Genomic DNA, 20,497 nt, shown 5'->3' with positions numbered 1-20,497 from the left:
GGTGAAGACCGGTGAAGGTTCACCATTCGGGAGGGAGCTGGTCCCCCAGTGCCAACGAGCGGACGGCCCCCGCGTCACAGATCGGTGACCGCCGCCCGGGACCGCAACCGGGGGCCGCCCGGTGCCGTCCTGGTGGCCAGTGGCAGACTCCAGGACGGCGGCCCGCCGCCCACACCGAACCACCAGGGGGACAGCACTCATGCCAGCGATCCACCGGTCAGCCGCGGCCGCGGTCCTCGCCGCGGGGACCCTGTTCGCCGTCACCGCCTGCGGCCCCGACGGGCCTTCGGGCGGCGGGGGAACCGCCGCCCCGCCGCCCTCGCCGGGCACCACCGCCTCCGCCTCCGCCGCGGCGGGCGGCACCGGCGTGATCGGCGGCATCACCCTGCCCACCGGCATCCCGACCAGCCTGCTGGAGGGCCTGCCGAAGAGCTGGGACGACCTGACCCGGTGGAAGTTCGAGGACTGGGACAACTGGGCGTCCAAGCACGTCTTCAACAACCCGATCGTCAAGGACTTCTGGAACCCGGACAAGATGGGCGACTCCAAGCCGGCCGACCCGGCGCCGCCCACCGCCAAGCCCGCCGCCGACGACGGGGTCACCGACCCGGAGCCCGCGGTGGTCAAGGCCGTGCCGGTGCCGCGTCCGTACACCAAGCAGCCGTCCGGGAAGGTCTTCTTCTCCGCCGAGGGCGGCCGGGGCAACTGCTCGGCCACCGTGGTCCAGGACCCGGCGCACCCGGGGAAGAGCAACCTGGTCTGGACGGCCGGCCACTGCGTCCACCCGGGCAAGGGCGGCAACTACTTCAAGGACCTGGTGTTCGTCCCCGCCTACAACAACTCGGGCGCCTCCAGCGGCGGCAAGAAGGCCCCGCTGGCCGAGCTCGCCCCGCTCGGCACCTGGTGGGCCAAGGACGTGGTGACCTCGCCGCAGTGGCTGGTCGAGGGCGGCGGGACCGGCGACGCGGCGAACCAGTACGACTTCGCGATCATGCGGGTGAGCAACCAGAACGACAGCGGCAAGTCGCTGGAGGAGACGGTCGGCGGGGCCGTGCCGGTCTGGTTCGACGCCCCGCGCGACAAGGTCACCGCCACCGCCGTCGGCTACCCGCTGTACAAGCCGTTCGACGGCCAGGAGCTGTACAAGTGCGAGGGCGGGAAGCCGACCCGGCTCTCCTTCGACCCGAAGCGCCCGTCGATGCTCACCATCGGCTGCAACATGACCCAGGGCTCCAGCGGCGGCGGCTGGTTCGCGCCGATGCCGGACGGCAAGCTCGCCCTGGTCTCCAACACCTCGATCGGCACCCAGGACCACACCTCGCTGAGCGGGCCGTACCTGGAGACGGTCGCCAAGCAGGCGCTGGACTGGATCGCCAAGAAGAAGTAGCCCGGCACGATCACCGACGCGGCCGCCGGGCGGAACCGACCGGAAACGCCGACGGCCCCGGCCCCTCCTCGCGGGAGGGGACCGGGGCCGTTCGCGTTCTTCGCGGTGCGGATCAGCCCTGCGGCGTCAGCGCCACCGCGAAGGGCTCCAGCTCGGCGGCCAGCTCGGCCGGCACCTTGGCGTGCAGCAGGGTGCCCTCGCCGGTGTGCTCGGCGCCGAGCAGCTCGCCCTCGGCGTGCACCCGGGACACCAGCGCGCCCTGGGTGTACGGGACGAGCGCCTGCACCTCGATCGCCGGCCGCGGCAGCTCGTCGTCGATGAGCGCGAGCAGCTCCTCGATGCCGACGCCGGTGCGGGCCGACACCACGATGGCGTGCGGCTCGCGGCGCAGCAGCCGCTGCAGCACCAGCGGGTCGGCCGCGTCGGCCTTGTTGATCACCACGATCTCCGGCACGTTCTGCGCGTCGACCGAGACGACGACCTCGCGGACGGCGGCCAGCTGCGTCTCCGGCTCGGGGTGCGAGCCGTCCACCACGTGCAGGATGAGGTCGGCGTCGGCGACCTCCTCCATGGTGGAGCGGAACGCCTCGACCAGGTGGTGCGGCAGGTGCCGGACGAAACCGACGGTGTCGGCCAGGGTGTAGACCCGGCCGCTCGGCGTCTGCGCCCGGCGCACGGTCGGGTCGAGGGTGGCGAACAGCGAGTTCTCCACCAGCACGCCCGCGCCGGTGAGCCGGTTGAGCAGCGAGGACTTGCCGGCGTTGGTGTAGCCGGCGATGGCCACGGACGGCACCTGGTGGCGCTTGCGCTCCTGGCGCTTGGTGTCGCGGCCCTTCTTCATGTCGGCGATCTCCTTGCGGAGCTTCGCCATCTTCTCCCGGATCCGGCGCCGGTCGGTCTCGATCTTGGTCTCACCGGGACCGCGGGTGGCCATGCCGCCGCCGGACGAGCCGGAGCCACCACCACCCATCTGCCGGGAGAGCGACTGGCCCCAGCCGCGCAGTCGCGGCAGCATGTACTGCATCTGCGCGAGCGAGACCTGCGCCTTGCCCTCGCGGGACTTGGCGTGCTGGGCGAAGATGTCCAGGATCAGGGCCGTCCGGTCGACGACCTTGACCTTGACCACGTCCTCCAGGTGGATCAGCTGGCCCGGGGTGAGCTCACCGTCGCAGACCACGGTGTCGGCGCCGCTGGCGGCGACGATGTCGCGCAGGTCCTTGGCCTTGCCGGAACCGATGTAGGTGGCCGCGTCGGGCTTGTCACGGCGCTGGATCACACCGTCCAGCACCTCGGAGCCGGCCGTCTCGGCCAGCGCGGCGAGCTCGGCCATCGAGTTCTCCGCCTCCTCCAGGGTGCCGTCGGTCCAGACCCCGACGAGCACCACGCGCTCCAGGCGGAGCTGGCGGTACTCGACCTCGGTGACGTCCTCGAGCTCGGTGGAGAGGCCGGCGACACGACGGAGCGCGGCGCGCTCGCTGCGGTCGTACTGGTCGCCGTCGTAGTGGTGTCCGTGGTCCTCGTCGATGGCCGCGAGGTCCTCGTCCATGAGGGCTTCCGCCCGCAGACCGTCGATGCGGCGCGTGGCGTCGGTCTGGTCGCGGGTGTCGAACGTGGAGGTCATTCTGTCCTTCGGCTGCTGGAACGGGTGGCCTGTGCGCGACCGTACGGACGGTCGTGCCGGGAGTCTGCCCAGCTGCCGCCCCGACTACCACTCGGGCGAGGTGCGAGCTACCCCTCGGGGCCGCGGTTCGGACTGGGACTCCTCTGCCCCGAGAACGCCGCGGTCCGGCCGTGAATTCCCCATGATGTTCGCACGTCGGGCGCGGACGGGTCATCCGCATTTCCCTCCGGCGCCGCCGGGTCGCCCGCCGGGCCGGGCGGGGCGGCCGGGGCCCGGCCGGGACCGCCGCCGGGCGGCGCGTGCGGCCGCTCCACGTCGTACACCCCGGAGACCCGCAGCATCGCCCGCAGCACCGAGGCCAGCGCGGCCGGGTCCGGCAGCTCGACGGTGTAGGTGTGCCGGACCCGCAGCTCCTGCGGCGGCTCGACCTCCGCCGAGACGATGCCGACGCCCTCCCCCGAGATCGCGGCGGTGAGGTCGGCGAGCAGCCGGGGCCGGTTCAGCGCCTCGGCCCGCAGGGTGGCCCGGTAGCCGCCCGGCGGGGCGCCGCCGGGGCTCCAGTCGACCTCCAGCGCGCCGCGCCCGTCGTCGCGCATCCGCTCCCCGGCCGGACAGCCGGCCCGGTGCACGGCGATCGCGCCGCCGCGGATCGGGTAGCCGACGATCCCGTCCGGCGGCACCGGGGTGCAGCAGCGGGCCAGCCGGACCGGCGCGCCGGGGCGCTCGGCCGAGGTCACCGGGACGGCGGGCCGGGCGGGGGCGACGGGGTGGGCGGGCGGCGCGGGCTGGCTCGGCGAGGGGCCGGTGCGGACCACCGGGCGGCGGGCCGGGTGGTCGGCCAGCCAGCGTTCGATGGCGATCCTGGCGGCCGGGGTGCGGGCGTGCGCGAGCCATTCGGGGGCGGGGCCGGAGGGCTCGGACCGGCGCCGGCCGGCCGGCGCGGCGGCGGACCCGGGGCCGTCGGGGCCGCGGGAGCCGTCCGGGCCGTGGGGGCCGTCGGGCGCGTCCGAGCCGTCGGTGAGGATGGCCACCCGGTCGCCGTCCTGGAGCACGGTGGAGAGCGCCACCAGCCGCCCGTTCACCCGCGCCCCGATACATCGGTGCCCGGTCTCCTCGCCCAGCAGGTAGGCGGCGTCCACACAGGTCGCCCCGGCCCGGAGCTGAAGCGTTTCACCGAGCTCGGTGACCGCGGTGATCTCGCGGTCACCGGCGAGGTCGGCGGTGAGGGCGGACCAGAAGGCGTCCGGGTCCGGGGTCTCCTGCTGCCACTCGAGCAGCCGGGAGAGCCAGCCCGGCCGGGCCGGGTCGGTGCGGTCCAGCTCGTCCGGGGCCTGCTCGCCGCCGCGCGCGGGCTGCCGGGGGTCGCCGAGCGCCACCACCCCGGTCTCGGCGATCGCGTGCATCCGGCGGGTGCGCACCAGCACCTCGACCACCTCGCCGCCGGCCAGCGCCACCGCGGTGTGCAGCGACTGGTAGAGGTTGAACTTGGGCGCGGCCACGAAGTCCTTGAACTCGCCCGGCAGCGGCGTCCAGCAGGTGTGCAGCTCGCCGAGCACGGCATAGCAGTCGGCGTTCTCCTCGACCACCACCAGCAGCCGCCCGAAGTCGGCCGGCTGCGGCTCCTGCGGCCGGCCGTCCCGCCCCGGGGCGGCGTCCCGCTTGAGCAGCACCCGGTGCAGCGAGACGCAGTGCCGGGGCCGGACGGTCACCTCGGCGGCGACCCCGGCCTCGGCGAGCTGACGGCCCAGCACGTCGGCGAACGGCGCCAGCAGGGTGTCGGGGCCGTCCTCGTGCCGGGCCAGCAGGGCCCGGCTGCGGGCGTGCTCCTCCGGGTGCAGGGTGGCGAAGACGATGTCCTCCAGCTCCGCCTTCAGCACCTGGATGCCGAGCCGCTCGGCCAGCGGGATCAGCACGTCCCGGGTGACCTTGGCGATCCGCACCTGGCTGGCCGGCTTCATGTGCCGGATGGTCCGCATGTTGTGCAGCCGGTCGGCGAGCTTGATCACCATCACCCGGACGTCGTCCCCGGTGGCGACCAGCATCTTGCGGAAGGTCTCCGCCTCCGCCGCCGCCCCGAAGTCGACCTTCTCCAGCTTGGTCACCCCGTCGACCAGGTAGGCGACTTCGGGACCGAAGCCCTCGGCGACCTGGTCCAGCGTCAACTCGGTGTCCTCCACGGTGTCGTGGAGCAGCGAGGCGACCAAGGTGGTGGTGCCGGCGCCGAGTTGGGCCAGGATCATGGTGACGGCCAGCGGGTGGGTGATGTACGGCTCGCCGCTCTTCCGCTTCTGGCCCCGGTGGCTCTCCTCGGCCAGCCGGTAGGCCCGGCCGAGAAGGCCGAGGTCGGCCTGCGGATGGTGCCGCCGGTGGGCCTGGACCAGCGGTTCGAGGGCGTCCGGCACCGGCGGACGGCCGGTGGCCAGCAGCGCGGCGCGCCCGGCGCGTCCGAGCGCGGCCCGGCCCAGTCCGCCGAGCGGCCGTCTGGGCCCGGCTTGCCGTGCGGACGTCGGCTGCCCCGCCAGGGGCTGCCCGGCTTCGATGGTCATCGGCACCTCCGGCAGCGGTACCGGGGGCGTGGGCCGACCCGGTGGTCCATGCTACCGAGCAGAGCACGTTCCGCGATGCCCCGCTTCCCGTCCGTCATACCTGTCACTCGAACGGGGGGATTCGATCCCATACGAATTGGGCAAACGCGATCGTCGACGGCCGGAGCGGCCGAGCGGCCCGGAGAACGCTCCCCGGGCCGCTCGCACCGCTGGTGAGGGGCGGTCAGGCGCCGCCGAGCAGCGCCGTCCAGGACGGGTCCAGTTCGCCGCGGGCGACGATGACCGCCGGGCCGGTCTTCTCCACCCGGCCGTCCGGGTGCTCGGTGATCGTCAGCCGGCCGCCCAGCACGTCGACCGCGTAGGTCACGGCGGCGCCGGTGACCGCCGGATCCAGGCCGTCCCGCCGGGCGGCGGCCACCGCGACGGCGCAGGCGCCGGTGCCGCAGGAGAGGGTCTCGCCGGAGCCGCGCTCGTGCACCCGCATCGCGACGTGCCGGGGGCCCCGGTCCACCACGAACTCGACGTTGACGCCCTCCGGGTAGGCGCCCTCGGGGCTGGTCGCCGGCGCCGTCCGCAGCTCCCCGGCGTGGTCCAGGCTCTCGACGAACGCGACCGCGTGCGGATTGCCCATGTTGACGTTCAGGGCCGGCCAGCTGCGACCGCCGACCGCCACCGCGACGCCGTCCGGCCCGGGCAGCGCGGCGCGGCCCATGTCCACGGTGATCTCCCCGGGCGTGCCGTCCGCGGCGTCGGCCGCGACCCGCACGGTCCGCAGTCCGGCCCGGGTGGCCACCGGCAGCTCGCCCGGCTCGGCCAGTCCGGCCTCGACCAGGTAGCGGGCGAAGACCCGGACGCCGTTGCCGCACATCTCACCGATCGAACCGTCCGCGTTGCGGTAGTCCATGAACCACTCGGCGCGGTCGGCCTGGTCGGCGGCGGCCGGGTCGGCGGCGGAGCGCACCACGCGCAGCAGCCCGTCCCCGCCGATGCCGGCGCGGCGGTCGCACAGCGCGGCGACGGCCTCGGGACCGATGGTCAGCCGGCCGTCCGGGTCGGGGACGATGACGAAGTCGTTCTGGGTGCCGTGCCCCTTGAGGAAGGGGAGGCCGACGGGCTGCGCGGAGGTTGCGGTCACCCTCCCGATGGTACCGAGGCGCCCCGGACCGGTGCCGTCCGGTTCCACCCCGCGGACCGGCGCGGACCGCGGACCGCCGGGGACCCGCCCTACCGTCCGGAGAGCCGGACGACCCGCCACAGGGCCAGCGCGCAGGCGGCCAGCACGATCAGCGTGTAGATCACGATCGACCGCCACCCGGCCCGCTCGCCGGTGCCTCGGCGCGGCAGGCCGGGCCACTTGTAACCGGCGTGCCGGGCGGCCATCGCACCCCAGCCGAGCGAGGCGGCGGTGAGCAGCAGACCGAGCATCCCGATCATCGCCGAGCCGGCCCCGGCCGAGCCGAAGGCCAGCGGGAAGGCGAACATCAGCGAGCCGGCGGTGGCCAGCAGGGCTATCGGCAGGGTCTGCCACCAGCGGAGCCGGCGGCGCGGCCGGATCTCCCGCTCGTGCACCGCGCCGGCGGGGGCGCTGGTGTCGAGCGCGGGCAGCGCGAGGGCGTACGAGGTGGGCATGTCCAGTCCGGACAGCACCGGCAGGTCCGGCAGCGTCGAGGAGTCGAGGTCGGCGGTCTGCGCCGTGACACTGCCGCCGACGGCTCCGCCGTTCACGGAACGGCCGGCGCTCTGGTCGGTCTCGGGGCCGGTACCCGTGGACACGCGGCCTCCCCTGACAGTTCGACACGAGTGCGACTCGCGGCCTGGCCGATCGACCCGCCCGGGTCGACCCTTGTGACCTCGATGATGGCATGTCCAGGGTCGCGTTCCGGGCCTGACCGGGGTCGTCGGGTGATCCGTGGCCATCACGTGATCCGGTCGTGACCGCCGGACCGTGCTGCACGGCCCTCTGCCCGCGCAACTGCACCGCCGGATGGCCGGAAACCGCCTATCGCGCGGCCGTTTCCTGACGATCGATCAGCCCGAGCGAGCGGTCGAGCAGCTCGGCCGGGTCGGTGCCGGCCGGCCGGGAGAGCCAGTGGATCCGGTCGTCCCGGCGGAACCAGGACTCCTGCCGGCGGGCGAACCGCTTGGTCGCCCGGACGGTCTCGGCCCGCGCCTCGTCCTCGGTGCAGGTCCCGGCGAAGTGGTCCAGCACCTGCTGGTAGCCGAGCGCCCGGGAGGCCGTCCGCCCCTCGCGCAGCCCGAGCCCCTCCAGGGTCCGCACCTCCTCCAGCAGCCCGTCCCGCCACATCCGGTCCACCCGCAGGGTGATCCGCTCGTCCAGCTCGGGACGCGGCACCGCGACGCCGATCTGCACCGCGTCGTACACGGCGGTGTTGCTCGGCAGGTTCGCGGTGAACGGCTGCCCGGTGATCTCGATGACCTCCAGCGCCCGGACGATCCGCCGGCCGTTGCCGGTCAGGATCGCCTCGGCCGCCGCCGGGTCCAGCGCCGCCAGCCGGCCGTGCAGCGCGTAGGGGCCGAGCTGCTCCAGCTCCGCCTCCAGCCGGGCCCTGACCTCCGGGTCGGTGCCCGGGAACTCCATCTCGTCGATCGCCGCCCGCACGTACAGGCCGGAGCCGCCCACCAGGACGGGGGTACGGCCGGCCGCGAGCAGCCGGTCGATCTCGGCCCGGGCCAGCCGCTGGTACTCGGCGACGCTGGCGGCCTCGGTGACGTCCCAGATGTCCATCAGACGGTGCGGGACCCCACCGCGCTCCGCCGGGGTCAGCTTGGCGGTGCCGATGTCCATGCCCCGGTAGAGCTGCATGGAGTCGGTGTTGATCACTTCGCCGTCGAGGGCGCGGGCCAGGGCCACGGCCAGGTCGGACTTGCCGGCGGCGGTCGCGCCGACGACCGAGACGACACGGGGGCGGCTGGGCCGGACAGTAGTGGAGCTGCTCACCGGACAAGTCTGCCAAAGAACGGCGGCCGACCGTCCGGCCCCCCGTTCACGCCCGTTTTCGGCCACCTCGTCCCGTTGCGAACGGTTCGGACGTGACGGACGTTGTGAGAGAGACAGCGAGAGAAGGGTGAGGCGCCATGGGTCTGATGGACAACCTCAAGGGCAAGGCCGGGGAGCTCAAGGAGAAGGCCAGCGAGTTCGCCGGCAAGCACAGCGACCAGATCGGGAGCGCGGTGGACAAGGCGGGCGGCGCGATCGACAAGGCCACCAAGGGCAAGTACAGCGAGAAGATCGAGCACGGCACCAGCAAGGCCAGGACCGCCGTGGACGACTTCGCCCACAAGCCCGAGGACACCGGGGGCACCGGCACCGCCCCGGGCAGCCCGAACGGCGGCGCGCCCGGCAGCACGCCCGGCCCGACCGGCTGACCGCCCGGCCTTCCGGCCCGGCCCGGGCTCAGCTCCAGGAGGCGACCAGGTACCCGACCCCGTACGGCGCGTCCTGGTAGCCCAGCCGCGCGGTGAGGCCGGCGCCCTCGGCGGCGCCGGCCAGCACCTGCCAGGGCGCCCGGCCCTCGGCCTTCAGCTCGGCCGCCAGGCCCGGGTCCAGCGCCGCCAGCGCGGCCGTGTCGGCCGTACCCAGCGCCCGGGCGAGCGCCGCGTCGTAGCCCTCGGCCCGCTCGTCCAGGTAGCCGGGCGCCTTCAGCGAGCGGCAGGCGCTGCCGTCGCCCATCACCAGCAGCCCGACCCGGTCGGCCAGCCCGGCCAGGCCCTGGCCGAGACCGAGCATCCGGTCGGCGGGCGCGTCGGCGGGCACCGCGCAGGCGTGCGTCGGCAGGGCCGTCCCGGACCGGCCGAGCAGCCAGGCGCCGACGGTCAGCGCGGGCGACAGCTCGGGGCCCTCGGCCCGGCCGCCCGGCAGCGCGGCCACCAGCGGCACGCCGTACCGGTGGAAGGACCCGGCCCCGCCCTCGGTCCAGACCTCGGCCTCCGGCCCGGTGCCGACGACGACGAGCAGTTCCGGCCCGGCGGCGAGCACCGCCCCGAGCGCCTCGTCGCAGGCCGCGCGCAGCGGCTCCAGCTCGGCCGAGGCCCCGGCGGCGACCTCGGGGACCAGCAGCGGCGGACAGGGACACACGGCGGCGGCAACCAGCATGTGGATCACTCTAGCCAAGAACACCGAACGGCCCGGGGGACCGTGCGGTCCCCCGGGCCGTCGGCAGTCCGGGCGAAGGCCCGACCGTGCTCCGGTCGGGCCGGTGCCGGGTCAGTCCCCGCAGCAGGCGCCCCCGGCCGGGGCGGCGAGCGGCAGCGCCTTCGGGGCGCCGATCGACGGCAGCCCCAGCATCACGCCGGCCGGCTTGGCCGCGGCCACGCCCTTGCGCTTCTCCCAGGCGTCCCCGGCCGGGGTGCGCCGCACCCCGAGCGTCGGCCCCTCGGCCAGCAGGTGGTGCGGGGCGGCGTAGGTGATCTCCACGGTGACCGTGTCGCCCGGGCGGACCGGCTCGGCGGGCCGGGTGAAGTGCACCAGCCGGTTGTCCGGGGCCCGGCCGGAGAGCCGGTCGGTCCGGTCGTCCTTCTTGCCCTCGCCCTCGGCGACCAGGATCTCCAGGATCCGGCCGACCTGCTTCTTGTTCTCGTCCCAGGAGATCTCCTCCTGGAGCGCGATCAGCCGGTCGTAGCGGGCCTGGACGACCGCCTTCGGGACCTGCTCGTCCATCTCGGCGGCCGGGGTGCCGGGGCGCTTGGAGTACTGGAAGGTGAAGGCGTTGGTGAAGCGGGCCTCGCGGACGACCTTCATGGTCTCCTCGAAGTCCTCCTCGGTCTCGCCGGGGAAGCCCACGATGATGTCGGTGGAGATGGCGGCGTCCGGCATCGCCTCCCGCACCTTGCGGATGATGCCCAGGAAGCGGTCCTGCCGGTACGAGCGGCGCATCGCCTTGAGGACCCGGTCCGAGCCGGACTGCAGCGGCATGTGCAGCTGGTGCATCACGTTCGGGGTCTCGGCCATCGCGGCGATCACGTCGTCCGTGAAGTCGCGCGGGTGCGGCGAGGTGAAGCGGATCCGCTCCAGGCCCTCGATCTGCCCGGCGGCGCGCAGCAGCTTGGAGAACGCCTCGCGGTCGCCCAGGTCGGAACCGTAGGCGTTGACGTTCTGGCCGAGCAGGGTCACCTCGATGACGCCCTCGCCGACCAGCGCCTCGATCTCGGCGAGGACGTCGCCGGGCCGGCGGTCCTCCTCCTTGCCGCGCAGCGCCGGGACGATGCAGAAGGTGCAGGTGTTGTTGCAGCCGACCGAGATCGCGACCCAGGCGGCGTACGCCGACTCCCGGCGGGTGGGCAGGGTGGAGGGGAAGGTCTCCAGCGACTCCAGGATCTCGACCTGGGCCTTGCGCTCGACCGCGGCCCGCTCCAGCAGCGCCGGCAGGTGGCCGATGTTGTGGGTGCCGAACACCACGTCGACCCACGGGGCCTTGGCGACGATGGTGTCGCGGTCCTTCTGGGCCAGGCAGCCGCCGACGGCGATCTGCATGCCCTTGTGGCGGGTCTTGACCGGGGCCAGCTGTCCGAGGTTGCCGTACAGCTTGTTGTCCGCGTTCTCCCGCACCGCGCAGGTGTTGAAGACCACCAGGTCGGGGTCACCCTCCTGGCCCGCCTTGACGTACCCGGCGTCCTCCAGCAACCCGGAGAGCCGCTCCGAGTCGTGGACGTTCATCTGGCAGCCGTACGTGACGACCTTGTAGCTCTTCGATCCGCTGTCACCGCTCACCCGACCAGGGTACGGGCAGCTCCCCCGGACCTTCCGCCGTCCTGCCCCCCTCCCGTTCGCCGCGGGCGCCTGGCACTATCCCTTCCATGGCCTCCAGCAGCTCCTCCCGGTTCCGCGCCGCGGCCCGCCGGCCGTTGTGGCGGATCGTGGCGGCGCTCGTCCTGGTGCTGGCCGGCCTGGGCGGCTGGTGGCTGTCGGAGGGCCGCTCCCCCGGCTACCCGCGCGGCGAGACCCGCCTGGCCACCGGCGTCCAGCGCGGGGTGTACGACCGGTACGGGCAGCTGCTGGACGCCCAGCTGGCCAGGGCGATGCCCGGGGTCCGGCTGGAGCTCGACAACTCCGAGGGCTCGGTCGACAACCTCCGCCGGGTCACCTCCGGCCGGGACGACTTCGCGATAGCCACCGCGGACGCCGTGGCCCAGTACACCGGCCCCGGCCGGGAGAAGCTGCGCGCTCTCGCCCGGCTCTACGACGACTACCTCCAGCTGATCGTGCCGGCCGACTCCCCGGTGCACCGGGCCTCCGACCTCAAGGGCCTGCGGGTCGGCGTCGGCCAGCCGCTCTCGGGCGTCAACCTGGTGACCCGGCGGCTGCTGGCCGCGGCCGGGCTCGACCCGGAGCACGACATCACCCCGAAGCCGCTGGGCATCGGCGACGCCGCCGACGGACTGCGGCGCGGCGAGGTGGACGCCTTCTTCTGGTCCGGCGGCCTGCCGACCAGCGCGCTCACCGACCTGTCGGAGCACGTCCGGATCCGGATCGTGCCGCTGGGCGACCTCGCCGAGTCGGTCCACAAGGTCGAGGGCGGCGGCACCGACGCCTACCGGGCGGCCACCATGCCCAAGGGCACCTACCCCAACGCCGAGCCCAAGGACGCGGTCGCCACCGTCGCCGTGCCCAATCTGCTGATCACCCGCGCCGACGTGGACGACGACCTGGTCCAGGGCATCACCCGCGCGGTGATCGACAGCCGCGACCAGATCGGCGCCCAGGTCCACGCCGCCCAGCTGGTCGACCTGCGCACCGCCGTCTACACCGACCCGCTCCCGCTGCACGAGGGCGCCGCCCGCTACTACCGCTCGGTCAAGCCCTGACCCTCGGGTCGGACCCGCCGCTCAGCCGCGGCGCTTGTCGGCGGCGCGGGGGACGGCGAGGGTGACGGCGAGGCCGTGCGGGACGGCGGTGCCGAAGGTGAGGGAGCCGCCGGCGGCCTGCAGCAGGGTCCGGGCGATCGACAGGCCGAGGCCCGAGCCGTCCACGTTCTGGTGCCGGGTGCTGCGCCAGAAGCGGTCGCCGGCCCGGGCCAGCTCCTCCTCGGTGAGGCCGGGGCCCTGGTCCGAGACGGTCACCGCGACCTCCTCGCGGCGCACCGCGACCAGCACCCGCACCCGGCTGCCGGTCGGGCCGAACTTCAGCGCGTTGTCGACCACCGCGTCCAGCGCGCTGCCGAAGCCGATCGGGTCGGCCAGGCCGAGCGCCAGCGCCGGGCCCTCCCAGACCAGCTCGATCCCGCGCTGCCCGGCCAGCGGACGCCAGGCGTCCACCCGGGCCAGGGCGAGCGCGGCCAGGTCGGTGGGCTCCGGCTCGGGGCGGGCGTGCTCGGCGGTGGCCAGTCCGAGCAGGTCGTCCAGCACCCGGGCCAGCCTGACGCCCTCCTCGCGGACCCCGCCGAGCTCCTCGTCGTGGCCCTCGGGCAGCTCCAGGCCCAGCACCTCGACCCGCAGCAGCAGCGCCGCCAGCGGATTGCGCAGCTGGTGCGAGGCGTCGGCGACGAAGGCCTTCTGCTGGTCCAGGGCGAGCACCACGTGGTCGGCCATCTCGTTGAACGAGCGGGCCAGCCGCTGCAGCTCGGGCGGGCCGCCGCCGGGCGCCACCCGGGCGTTCATCCGGCCGGTGGCGATGTCGTGGGTGGCCCGGTCCAGGGTGCGGACCGGGCGCAGCACCCACTCGGTCAGCCGGGCCGCGAGCAGCACCGCGACGATCATCGCGACGGCCTCGCCGGCCCCGATCACCAGCCACTGGCGCAGCACCCGGGTGCGCAGCGCGCCGGTCGGGGAGTCGCTGAGCACCACCGCGACCACGTCGCCGTCGCGGACCACCGGGGTGGCGACGGTCAGTGTCCGCTCCGGGGTCCACGGCCAGACCTGCGGCGGGTTGTGGCTGCGCCGGCCGTCCAGCGCCTCCTGGAACGCCTGCTCGGCCCAGCCGCCGGCCGGTACCCGCCAGTCGGCCGGGGCCACCGCGATCGGCACGCCGTCGCGCTGGAAGATGCCGATCCGCACCCCGTACAGCTCGTGGTAGCGCACCACCTCGGCGTCCAGCGCGTGGCGGCGGCTGAGGTCGCCGGGGGCGGGCTGGGGATCGCCCTTGAGCGCCGATTCGAGGCCGGAGACGCCGGAGGTCGGCAGGTCCTGGGCGAACCGGGCGGCGTCGTCCAGGCGGTCGACCACCACCCGGCTCTGCTCGGCGGCGGCGAACGCCGCGGCGAGCGGCATTCCGAGCGCGGCGAGCACACAGAGCATCAGCGCGATCAGGATGCCGAGAAGGCGGGTGCGCACGTGCGGTCAGTGCTCCGTGCGGGCCGGGGGCGGGCTGTCGGCGGCGGGCGTCGGGCACTCCGGGATCAGCCGGTAGCCCACGCCCCGGACGGCCTCGACCAGGCCGGGCAGGGCGAGCTTGGTGCGCAGCGAGCCGATGTGCACCTCCAGGGTGCGGCCGTTGCCCTCCCAGCCGCTGCGCCAGACCTCGCTGAAGATCTGCTCGCGGCGGTAGACCACGCCGGGGCTCTGGGCCAGCAGCGCCAGCAGGTCGAACTCCTTGCGGGTGAGCGGCACGTCCCGGCCGTCGACGCTGACCCGGCGGCGCTCGCGGTCGATCACGATGCCGCGGGACTCCAGCGGGCCGCGCTGCTGCGGGACGGTGTCCGGGGCGGGTGCGGCGACGGCGGCCGGCGCGGCGCCGCGGCGGGCGACGGCGTGGATCCGGGCGAGCAGCTCGCCCATGTCGTAGGGCTTGGTGACGTAGTCGTCGGCGCCGAGGTTGAGGCCGTGGATCCGGGAGCGTATGTCGGCCCGCGCGGTCACCATGATCACCGGTACGCCGCTGCCGGCCCGGATCCGGCTGCACACCTCGAAGCCGTCCCGGTCGGGCAGCCCGAGGTCGAGCAGGACCACCCGGTACGGCTCGTTGCCGTCCGGCACCAGGGCGTCCAGGGCCTCGTGGCCGCTGCGGGCGTGCCGGACCTGGAAGCCGTGCCGGCCCAGGACCGCGACCAGCGCGGCGGCCACGCGTTCGTCGTCCTCGACGAGCAGCAGTCTCATGGTTCTCCTCCTCTCCCGGACGGTTTCCCGGGGAGTGCGTCCCTCGGTCGCCGTGGGATTGTCACGGCCCCTGCCGGGCAGGTCCCGGTTCTGCGCAGTATGGGCCAGCGAAGGCCCGGACGCCAGGCTCGGCCGGCGGCCGCCCGGCCCCTCCGGGGCTCCGCGATCACGCCCGCCGCGGCCTCCGGACGCTGTCACTGTGCCCTTATCGGACCTTTGTGAACAGCGTTCGCCGGGCGTGTGGCCGGATCGTGATCCTCAAATTCCACTCAGATCGGCTGACGTGGCGACGTCAGGGCTCCTATGGTCGGCCCACCGAGGGTCGCGGCTCCGCCGGCTGCGACCCTCGGATTCCTACCACCATTGCCGCCCAAGGGAGTTCGCACCCACGGGCCGACCCGAGGGAGCAGGCCCGATGAGCACGAGCCTCGACCAGGACTCCCGCGCCGACGCCGCTCCCCTGGTGGTCCTGCGCAACGTCAACAAGCACTTCGGTGCGCTGCACGTCCTCCAGGACATCGATCTGGAGATCAAGCAGGGCGAGGTGGTCGTACTGATCGGCCCCTCCGGCTCCGGCAAGTCCACCCTGTGCCGGACGATCAACCGGCTGGAGACCGTCGACTCCGGGACGATCACCATCGACGGCCGCCCGCTGCCCGCCGAGGGCCGGGAGCTGGCCCGGCTGCGGGCCGAGGTCGGCATGGTCTTCCAGAGCTTCAACCTGTTCGCCCACAAGACCGTGCTGGAGAACGTGGTCCTCGGCCAGGTGAAGGTCCGCGGCATCGCCAAGGACCAGGCCGTACGGACCGCCCAGGAACTGCTGGAGCGGGTCGGCGTCGGCGCCCAGGCGTCGAAGTTCCCCGCCCAGCTGTCCGGGGGCCAGCAGCAGCGCGTCGCGATCGCCCGGGCGCTGGCGATGAACCCCAAGGTGATGCTCTTCGACGAGCCCACCTCGGCACTCGACCCCGAGATGATCAACGAGGTGCTGGAGGTCATGCGCCAGCTGGCCGCCGACGGCATGACGATGGTCGTCGTCACCCACGAGATGGGCTTCGCCCGCTCCGCCGCCAACCGGGTGCTGTTCATGGCGGACGGCCGGATCGTCGAGCAGAACACCCCCGAGGCCTTCTTCACCGCGCCGCGCTCCGAGCGCGCCAAGGACTTCCTCTCCAAGATCCTGCACCACTGATGTCCCGGTCCGGACCCCCGGCCGACGGCGGCGGGGCGCCACCGCGCGCCCTCCCGCCCGCCCGCCGGGCCCCCACCCGAACCGCACCCTCCGCCAGAGCCCGGTCGACCCGTGGCCAAGCCCCAGGAGAACTGCCCTCATGAGGACTCGTCGCACCTTCGCCGTCGCGCTCTGCGCCATCGCGCTCACCGCCACCGCCGCCTGCGGCAAGGACGGCACGCCCGGCGCCACCAACACCTCGGCCGGCGGCAGCGCCGCCCCCGCGCTGCCCACCTACACCGTGAAGACCGACGTCAAGATCGACTCGGCCGTGCTGGCCGAGGCCAAGAAGCGCGGCCAGCTGCTCATCGGCGCCAAGTCCGACCAGCCGTTCCTCGGCTGGGAGGACCTCGCCAGCGGCGACCGCAGCGGCTTCGACATCGAGATCGCCAAGATGGTCGCCGCCGACCTCGGCTTCACCCCGCAGCAGATCAAGTGGCAGACCCTGGTCTCCTCGCAGCGCGAGCCGGCCATCTCCAAGGGCCAGATCGACTTCTACGTCGGCACCTACAGCATCAACGACGAGCGCAAGAAGACCGTCTCCTTCGCCGGCCCGTACTACGTCGCCGGCCAGGACCTGCTGGTCAAGGCCGACAACACCACGATCACCGGCCCGGACTCGGTCAACGGCAAGAACGTCTGCACCGCCACCGGCTCCACCTCGATCAAGAACATCGAGAAGTACTCGCCGAAGATCACCCAGTTCGACACCTACTCGGCCTGCGTCGAGAAGCTGATGTCGGGCGAGGTCGACGCGGTCACCACCGACGACGCCATCCTCAAGGGCTACGCCTCGAAGTACACCGGCAAGCTCAAGGTGGTCGGCCAGCCCTTCACCAAGGAGAACTACGGCGTCGGCCTGAACAAGGACGACAAGGCGCTGCGCGACGCGATCAGCGACGCGCTCAAGGCCCACCAGGACAACGGCGACTGGAAGAAGGCCTACGACGCCACCCTGGGCCTCTCCGGTGCCGCCGCCCCGCAGCCGCCGGCCCTCGACCGCTACTGATCCACCCGTCCCACCCGATCCTCCACGGATCCGGACGGATCCCGACCGATCCGTCCGGATCTCCCCCGAGTCGACGAACCCCTGAGAGGAGGGCCGCCGGATGGGCTTCCTGTTCGAGGACGGCAACTTCGCGCTGTTCCGCGACGGCTTCCTGCAGACGATCGAGCTGAGCGCGCTCAGCGCGCTGCTCGCCCTGCTGCTGGGCACCCTGCTGGCGGCCTTCCGGGTCTCCCCCGTCCCCGTGCTGCGTGCCTTCGGCACCGGCTGGGTGACGGTCTTCCGCAACACCCCGCTGACCGTGCTGTTCTTCGCCGTGACCTTCGGCCTGCCGCCGCTCGGCGTGCACTTCAGCCACCTCGTGTTCGCGGTGCTGGCGCTCGGCAGCTACACCGCGGCGTTCGTCTGCGAGGTGCTGCGCTCGGGCATCAACACGGTGCCGATCGGTCAGGCCGAGGCGGCCCGCAGTCTCGGCCTGACCTTCGGCCAGACGCTGACCCAGGTCGTCCTGCCGCAGGCGGCCAGGACGGTGCTGGCCCCGATGAGCAGCGTGTTCATCGCGCTGCCGAGGAACTCGGCGATCGCCGGCGCGTTCAGCGTCAGCGAGCTGTACAGCGCGCAGCAGACCTTCTCCGAGCGCGGCTACTCGATCTTCGCGATCTTCTTCTGGGTCGCCTGCGCCTACCTGGTGATCAGCGCCACCGTCGCCCTGCTGTTCCGTTTCCTGGAGTCCCGACTGGCGGTGGCCCGATGAGCAAGCTCTTCACCCGCTCGACGACCGCCGGCGTCCTCTTCGACGCCCCCGGACCGAAGGCCCGCGCCCGCAACCGGATCTTCGGGGTGCTCTCGCTGCTCGGCATCGCGGGACTGCTCTGGTACGTCGTCACCGCGCTGAACGACAACGGCCAGTTCGACCCCGGGCTCTGGGACGCGTTCCAGTACACGACCATCCAGCAGCGGATCGTCGACGGTCTGGTCTCCACCCTCCAGGCCTTCGGGCTGGCGGCGGTGTTCTCCCTGGTGCTGGGCGCGCTGCTGGCGGCCGGACAGCTCTCCGAGCACAAGCCGGTGCGCTGGGTCTGCGTCTCGGTGGTCCAGTTCTTCCGGGCCATGCCGCTGCTGATCCTGATCGTCGCGCTCTACTACGCGTTCTTCGCGAAGGAGCCGATGTGGGCCCTGGTGCTCGGCCTCAGCCTCTACAACGGCTCGGTGCAGGCGGAGATCATCCGCAGCGGCGTCAACGCGGTGCCGCGCGGCCAGGGCGAGGCGGCCTACGCGCTCGGCATGCGCAAGACCCAGGTGATGACCGACATCCTGGTCCCGCAGGCGGTCCGCTCGATGCTGCCCACGATGATCGGCCAGCTGGTCGTCACCCTCAAGGACACCTCGCTGGGCTTCATCATCACCTACCACGAGCTGCTCTTCGTGGGTAAGGCGATCGCCACCCAGCCGCTCAACTCCGCGGGCTTCCCCTACATCCCCGTGGTCCTGGTGATCGGCCCCATCTACATCGCGATGTGCCTCCTGCTCACCGCGCTCGCCCGGTGGATCGAGGCACGTGGCCGACGCGGCGCGAACCGGCGCACTTCAGCTGCTGCTTGACGGACACGCAGGTGAACTGTTGCATTGCTCTTCGTGACACCATCCGGGAGCATCCACGCGGCATATGACGGCAGGCTGACGGCCGGTCCGTGCTCCGAGATCCACGGCGCCCGCCCGGGCCCGGAGGGACCGGCATGGACCCGGTGATCGTGGTCGGGGCCGGGCCGGTCGGCCTGGCCCTGGCCCTCGCCCTGGCCCGGCACGAGGTGCCGACCGTCGTCCTCGACGAGGGCTCCGGGCTCAGCCCCGAGAGCCCTCGCAGCGTCGTCCTCGGCGCCGACACCGCCTCCTTCCTCACCCGGATCGGCTACACCCGGGCCGCCTCCGACGCCGCCCGCTGGGACGCCTTCGCCGTCTGGCGCCGCCGCCAGGAGGTGCTCCGGATCGACCTCGCCGACACCCCCGTCCTGCACCTGCCCCAGCACCGCCTCCAGCGCGGCCTGCGCGACGCCCTCACCGGCAGCCCGCTGGTCAGGGTGGTCCCGCTGCACCGGGTCACCCGGCTCGAACAGGACCGCGACGGCGTCAGCGTGCTCACCCGCAACCCGCAGGACGGCACCGAGAACTGGTGGCGCGGCAGCCACCTGGTCGGCTGCGACGGCGCCCGCTCGGCCGTCCGCAAACTGCTGAAGATCCGCTTCCCCGGGCGGCCCGCCGTCGACCGCAGCGCGATCGCCACCGTCCGGGTCGACCTGCCCTTCACCGAGCCCCGGCTGCACCGCGAGCCGCCGTGGCGCGGCGACCGCGAGGCCACCGCCCGCCCGCTGCCGGACGGCGTCTGGCGGCTCGACTGGCGGCTCCCCCCGGGCCGGCCCGCCCCCGCCGAACCGGTCGACCCGCACGCCACCTGGCCCGGCATCGTCACCGGCGACACCCTGCTCACCAGGGTCTCCTCCACCCTCACCGGCTGGTGCGGCGAACTCCCGAAGTTCGACCTGCTCGCCGCCGCCGACCACACCGCCCAGCAGCGGCTGGCCGCCCGGTTCCGGGTCGGCCGCTGCTTCCTGGCCGGCGACGCCGCCCACCTGCACGGCGCGCTCGGCATGCAGAACCTCACCGACGGCCTGCGCGACGCCGACAACCTGGCCTGGCGGCTCGCCCTCGCCTGGCACCTCCACTCGGGCGGTCCGCAGCCCGGCGGCTCCCTGCTCGACGGCTACGAGGCCGAACGCCGCGGGGCGGTCGGCGCCCGGCTGCGCGCCGTCGACCAGGCCATGCCGCTGCTGCGCCCGCTGCGCGGCTGGGCCCAGACCCGGCGCTCGCTGCTCACCGGGTCCTTCCGCAAGCACGCGCCGATGCTCGCCGACGGGCACCTCGGCACCGGGCGGTTCGGCGGCGCCCCCGCCTATCCGGCCGCCCCCTCCGGCGTGCCCGGACGGGTCCCGGTCCAGCGCGGCGCCCGCGGCACCACCTCGCTCAGCGAGCTGCTGCCCGCCACCGCCCCCGGGGTGCTCGTCCCCGACCTGCCGGTCCTGGCCACCGACGGCACCCCCGACCGGTTGCACTCCCGGCTCGGCGCGGGCTTCCTGCTGCTGCTGGTCGCGCCCGGCACCGCCGTCTGGTCCGCGGAGCGCTGGCTGGGCGCCGGGCTGATGCCCCGGCTGGCCGAGGTCGCCGCCGCGCTGCCGGTACCGGCCGAGGTCCTGGTCACCGAGGCCTACCCGGGCGCCGGCCCGCACACGGTGCTGCTGATCCGGCCCGACGGCCATCTGGTCGGGGTCACCCAGGGCGCGGCGGCGGAGGACCTCCAGGCCCTGGCCGACGGGGCCAGGGGCGGCCCGGCCTCGCTCCCCGGCGGGTCCGAGCAGGAGGCACCGGTCCCCGGACCGGCCGCACCCGGCGCCACGTCCAACGGCCCGGCGCCCAACGACGCCAAGGGCCCCGGCGCCGCGTCCAACGGCGCGAAGGCCAACGGCGCCACGTCCAACGGCGCGAAGGCCAACGGCACCAAGGCCCCCGGTCCGGTCGTCACCGGCCCGGTCGCCGCCGCTCCTCCCGCCGCCGCTCCGGCCACCGAGCCGTTCCCGCCGGTCCGCCCGTCCGGGCGCTGACCGGGCGC

Annotated in this window: 17 protein-coding genes; 8 read left to right on the top strand and 9 right to left on the bottom strand. The window is 73.9% G+C overall.

The window, feature by feature from the left end; genetic code table 11:
* Positions 1-199 precede the first annotated feature (199 nt).
* Complete coding sequence (locus ACW14Y_RS27530) at positions 200-1,387, top strand: trypsin-like serine peptidase (RefSeq protein WP_380437220.1); 1,188 nt, start codon at positions 200-202, stop codon at positions 1,385-1,387.
* A 112-nt stretch (positions 1,388-1,499) separates the two neighbouring features.
* On the opposite strand, the gene hflX is transcribed toward ACW14Y_RS27530, so the two are convergent.
* The 5 genes from hflX to miaA all read right to left on the bottom strand — a co-directional run bounded on the left by hflX (position 1,500) and on the right by miaA (position 8,513).
* A complete protein-coding gene (gene hflX / locus ACW14Y_RS27525) occupies positions 1,500-3,008 on the bottom strand; it encodes a GTPase HflX (protein ID WP_380301936.1) in 1,509 nt (502 codons plus the stop codon).
* 107 nt (positions 3,009-3,115) lie between these two features.
* The gene (locus ACW14Y_RS27520; protein ID WP_380301938.1) at positions 3,116-5,554 is read right to left on the bottom strand and encodes a RelA/SpoT family protein; all 2,439 of its coding nucleotides are present in this window, start codon (positions 5,552-5,554) and stop codon (positions 3,116-3,118) included.
* A gap of 223 nt (positions 5,555-5,777) precedes the next feature.
* Positions 5,778-6,689 (bottom strand): diaminopimelate epimerase, encoded by a 912-nt coding sequence (dapF, locus tag ACW14Y_RS27515; RefSeq protein WP_380301940.1) that lies wholly within the window; start codon positions 6,687-6,689, stop codon positions 5,778-5,780.
* 89 nt (positions 6,690-6,778) lie between these two features.
* Complete coding sequence (locus ACW14Y_RS27510) at positions 6,779-7,327, bottom strand: hypothetical protein (RefSeq protein ID WP_380301942.1); 549 nt, start codon at positions 7,325-7,327, stop codon at positions 6,779-6,781.
* A gap of 226 nt (positions 7,328-7,553) precedes the next feature.
* Positions 7,554-8,513 (bottom strand): tRNA (adenosine(37)-N6)-dimethylallyltransferase MiaA, encoded by a 960-nt coding sequence (miaA, locus tag ACW14Y_RS27505; protein ID WP_380301944.1) that lies wholly within the window; start codon positions 8,511-8,513, stop codon positions 7,554-7,556.
* 137 nt (positions 8,514-8,650) lie between these two features.
* Between miaA and ACW14Y_RS27500 the strand changes: the two genes are divergently transcribed.
* Entirely contained in the window at positions 8,651-8,941 is a 291-nt protein-coding gene (locus ACW14Y_RS27500) for an antitoxin (RefSeq protein WP_456983686.1), read from the top strand.
* Positions 8,942-8,969: 28 nt separating this feature from the next.
* On the opposite strand, the gene ACW14Y_RS27495 is transcribed toward ACW14Y_RS27500, so the two are convergent.
* Positions 8,970-9,668, bottom strand: coding sequence for a class III extradiol dioxygenase subunit B-like domain-containing protein (locus tag ACW14Y_RS27495; RefSeq protein WP_380301948.1), 699 nt, complete (start codon positions 9,666-9,668; stop codon positions 8,970-8,972).
* A gap of 111 nt (positions 9,669-9,779) precedes the next feature.
* Positions 9,780-11,282: a tRNA (N6-isopentenyl adenosine(37)-C2)-methylthiotransferase MiaB gene (gene miaB, locus ACW14Y_RS27490; RefSeq protein WP_380304178.1), complete on the bottom strand. Its 1,503-nt coding sequence runs from the start codon at positions 11,280-11,282 to the stop codon at positions 9,780-9,782.
* 86 nt (positions 11,283-11,368) lie between these two features.
* On the opposite strand from miaB, the gene ACW14Y_RS27485 reads away from it, so the two are divergent.
* A complete protein-coding gene (locus ACW14Y_RS27485) occupies positions 11,369-12,376 on the top strand; it encodes a TAXI family TRAP transporter solute-binding subunit (protein WP_380304180.1) in 1,008 nt (335 codons plus the stop codon).
* A gap of 21 nt (positions 12,377-12,397) precedes the next feature.
* Here ACW14Y_RS27485 and ACW14Y_RS27480 read toward each other — a convergent pair whose 3' ends face one another.
* Both ACW14Y_RS27480 and ACW14Y_RS27475 read right to left on the bottom strand, forming a co-directional pair.
* Positions 12,398-13,840 carry a sensor histidine kinase gene (locus ACW14Y_RS27480; RefSeq protein ID WP_456983685.1) on the bottom strand — a complete coding sequence of 481 codons (1,443 nt, stop codon included), beginning with the start codon at positions 13,838-13,840 and terminating at the stop codon, positions 12,398-12,400.
* A gap of 6 nt (positions 13,841-13,846) precedes the next feature.
* A complete protein-coding gene (locus tag ACW14Y_RS27475) occupies positions 13,847-14,602 on the bottom strand; it encodes a response regulator transcription factor (protein WP_402724529.1) in 756 nt (251 codons plus the stop codon).
* A gap of 415 nt (positions 14,603-15,017) precedes the next feature.
* On the opposite strand from ACW14Y_RS27475, the gene ACW14Y_RS27470 reads away from it, so the two are divergent.
* The 5 genes from ACW14Y_RS27470 (at position 15,018) to ACW14Y_RS27450 (ending at position 20,489) form a co-directional block, all read left to right on the top strand.
* Complete coding sequence (locus ACW14Y_RS27470) at positions 15,018-15,791, top strand: amino acid ABC transporter ATP-binding protein (RefSeq protein WP_340635321.1); 774 nt, start codon at positions 15,018-15,020, stop codon at positions 15,789-15,791.
* 139 nt (positions 15,792-15,930) lie between these two features.
* A complete protein-coding gene (locus tag ACW14Y_RS27465) occupies positions 15,931-16,839 on the top strand; it encodes a glutamate ABC transporter substrate-binding protein (RefSeq protein WP_380304187.1) in 909 nt (302 codons plus the stop codon).
* A 100-nt stretch (positions 16,840-16,939) separates the two neighbouring features.
* Positions 16,940-17,590, top strand: coding sequence for an amino acid ABC transporter permease (locus ACW14Y_RS27460; protein WP_360013754.1), 651 nt, complete (start codon positions 16,940-16,942; stop codon positions 17,588-17,590).
* On the top strand, positions 17,587-18,438 hold the full coding sequence (locus ACW14Y_RS27455; RefSeq protein WP_380304189.1) for an amino acid ABC transporter permease: 852 nt from the start codon (positions 17,587-17,589) through the stop codon (positions 18,436-18,438). Before ACW14Y_RS27460 ends, ACW14Y_RS27455 begins: the two co-directional genes overlap by 4 nt.
* A gap of 134 nt (positions 18,439-18,572) precedes the next feature.
* Entirely contained in the window at positions 18,573-20,489 is a 1,917-nt protein-coding gene (locus ACW14Y_RS27450; RefSeq protein ID WP_456983684.1) for an FAD-dependent monooxygenase, read from the top strand.
* The last annotated feature ends 8 nt before the right edge of the window (positions 20,490-20,497 follow it).

The organism is Kitasatospora sp. cg17-2 (assembly GCF_054031055.1).
The sequence above is the reverse complement of the archived record's forward strand: the minus strand, read 5'-3'. Positions and strand labels throughout refer to the sequence as shown.

Excerpts from the sequence above, each read along its gene's own strand:
- ACW14Y_RS27470 (WP_340635321.1), top strand. The coding sequence starts at position 15,018 with ATGAGCACGAGCCTCGACCAGGACTCCCGCGCCGACGCCGCTCCCCTG.
- ACW14Y_RS27495 (WP_380301948.1), bottom strand. The coding sequence starts at position 9,668 with ATGCTGGTTGCCGCCGCCGTGTGTCCCTGTCCGCCGCTGCTGGTCCCC.
- ACW14Y_RS27460 (WP_360013754.1), top strand. The coding sequence starts at position 16,940 with ATGGGCTTCCTGTTCGAGGACGGCAACTTCGCGCTGTTCCGCGACGGC.
- ACW14Y_RS27520 (WP_380301938.1), bottom strand. The coding sequence starts at position 5,554 with ATGACCATCGAAGCCGGGCAGCCCCTGGCGGGGCAGCCGACGTCCGCA.
- ACW14Y_RS27465 (WP_380304187.1), top strand. The coding sequence starts at position 15,931 with ATGAGGACTCGTCGCACCTTCGCCGTCGCGCTCTGCGCCATCGCGCTC.
- ACW14Y_RS27455 (WP_380304189.1), top strand. The coding sequence starts at position 17,587 with ATGAGCAAGCTCTTCACCCGCTCGACGACCGCCGGCGTCCTCTTCGAC.
- ACW14Y_RS27485 (WP_380304180.1), top strand. The coding sequence starts at position 11,369 with ATGGCCTCCAGCAGCTCCTCCCGGTTCCGCGCCGCGGCCCGCCGGCCG.
- ACW14Y_RS27530 (WP_380437220.1), top strand. The coding sequence starts at position 200 with ATGCCAGCGATCCACCGGTCAGCCGCGGCCGCGGTCCTCGCCGCGGGG.
- ACW14Y_RS27500 (WP_456983686.1), top strand. The coding sequence starts at position 8,651 with ATGGGTCTGATGGACAACCTCAAGGGCAAGGCCGGGGAGCTCAAGGAG.
- hflX (WP_380301936.1), bottom strand. The coding sequence starts at position 3,008 with ATGACCTCCACGTTCGACACCCGCGACCAGACCGACGCCACGCGCCGC.
- ACW14Y_RS27475 (WP_402724529.1), bottom strand. The coding sequence starts at position 14,602 with ATGAGACTGCTGCTCGTCGAGGACGACGAACGCGTGGCCGCCGCGCTG.
- ACW14Y_RS27450 (WP_456983684.1), top strand. The coding sequence starts at position 18,573 with ATGGACCCGGTGATCGTGGTCGGGGCCGGGCCGGTCGGCCTGGCCCTG.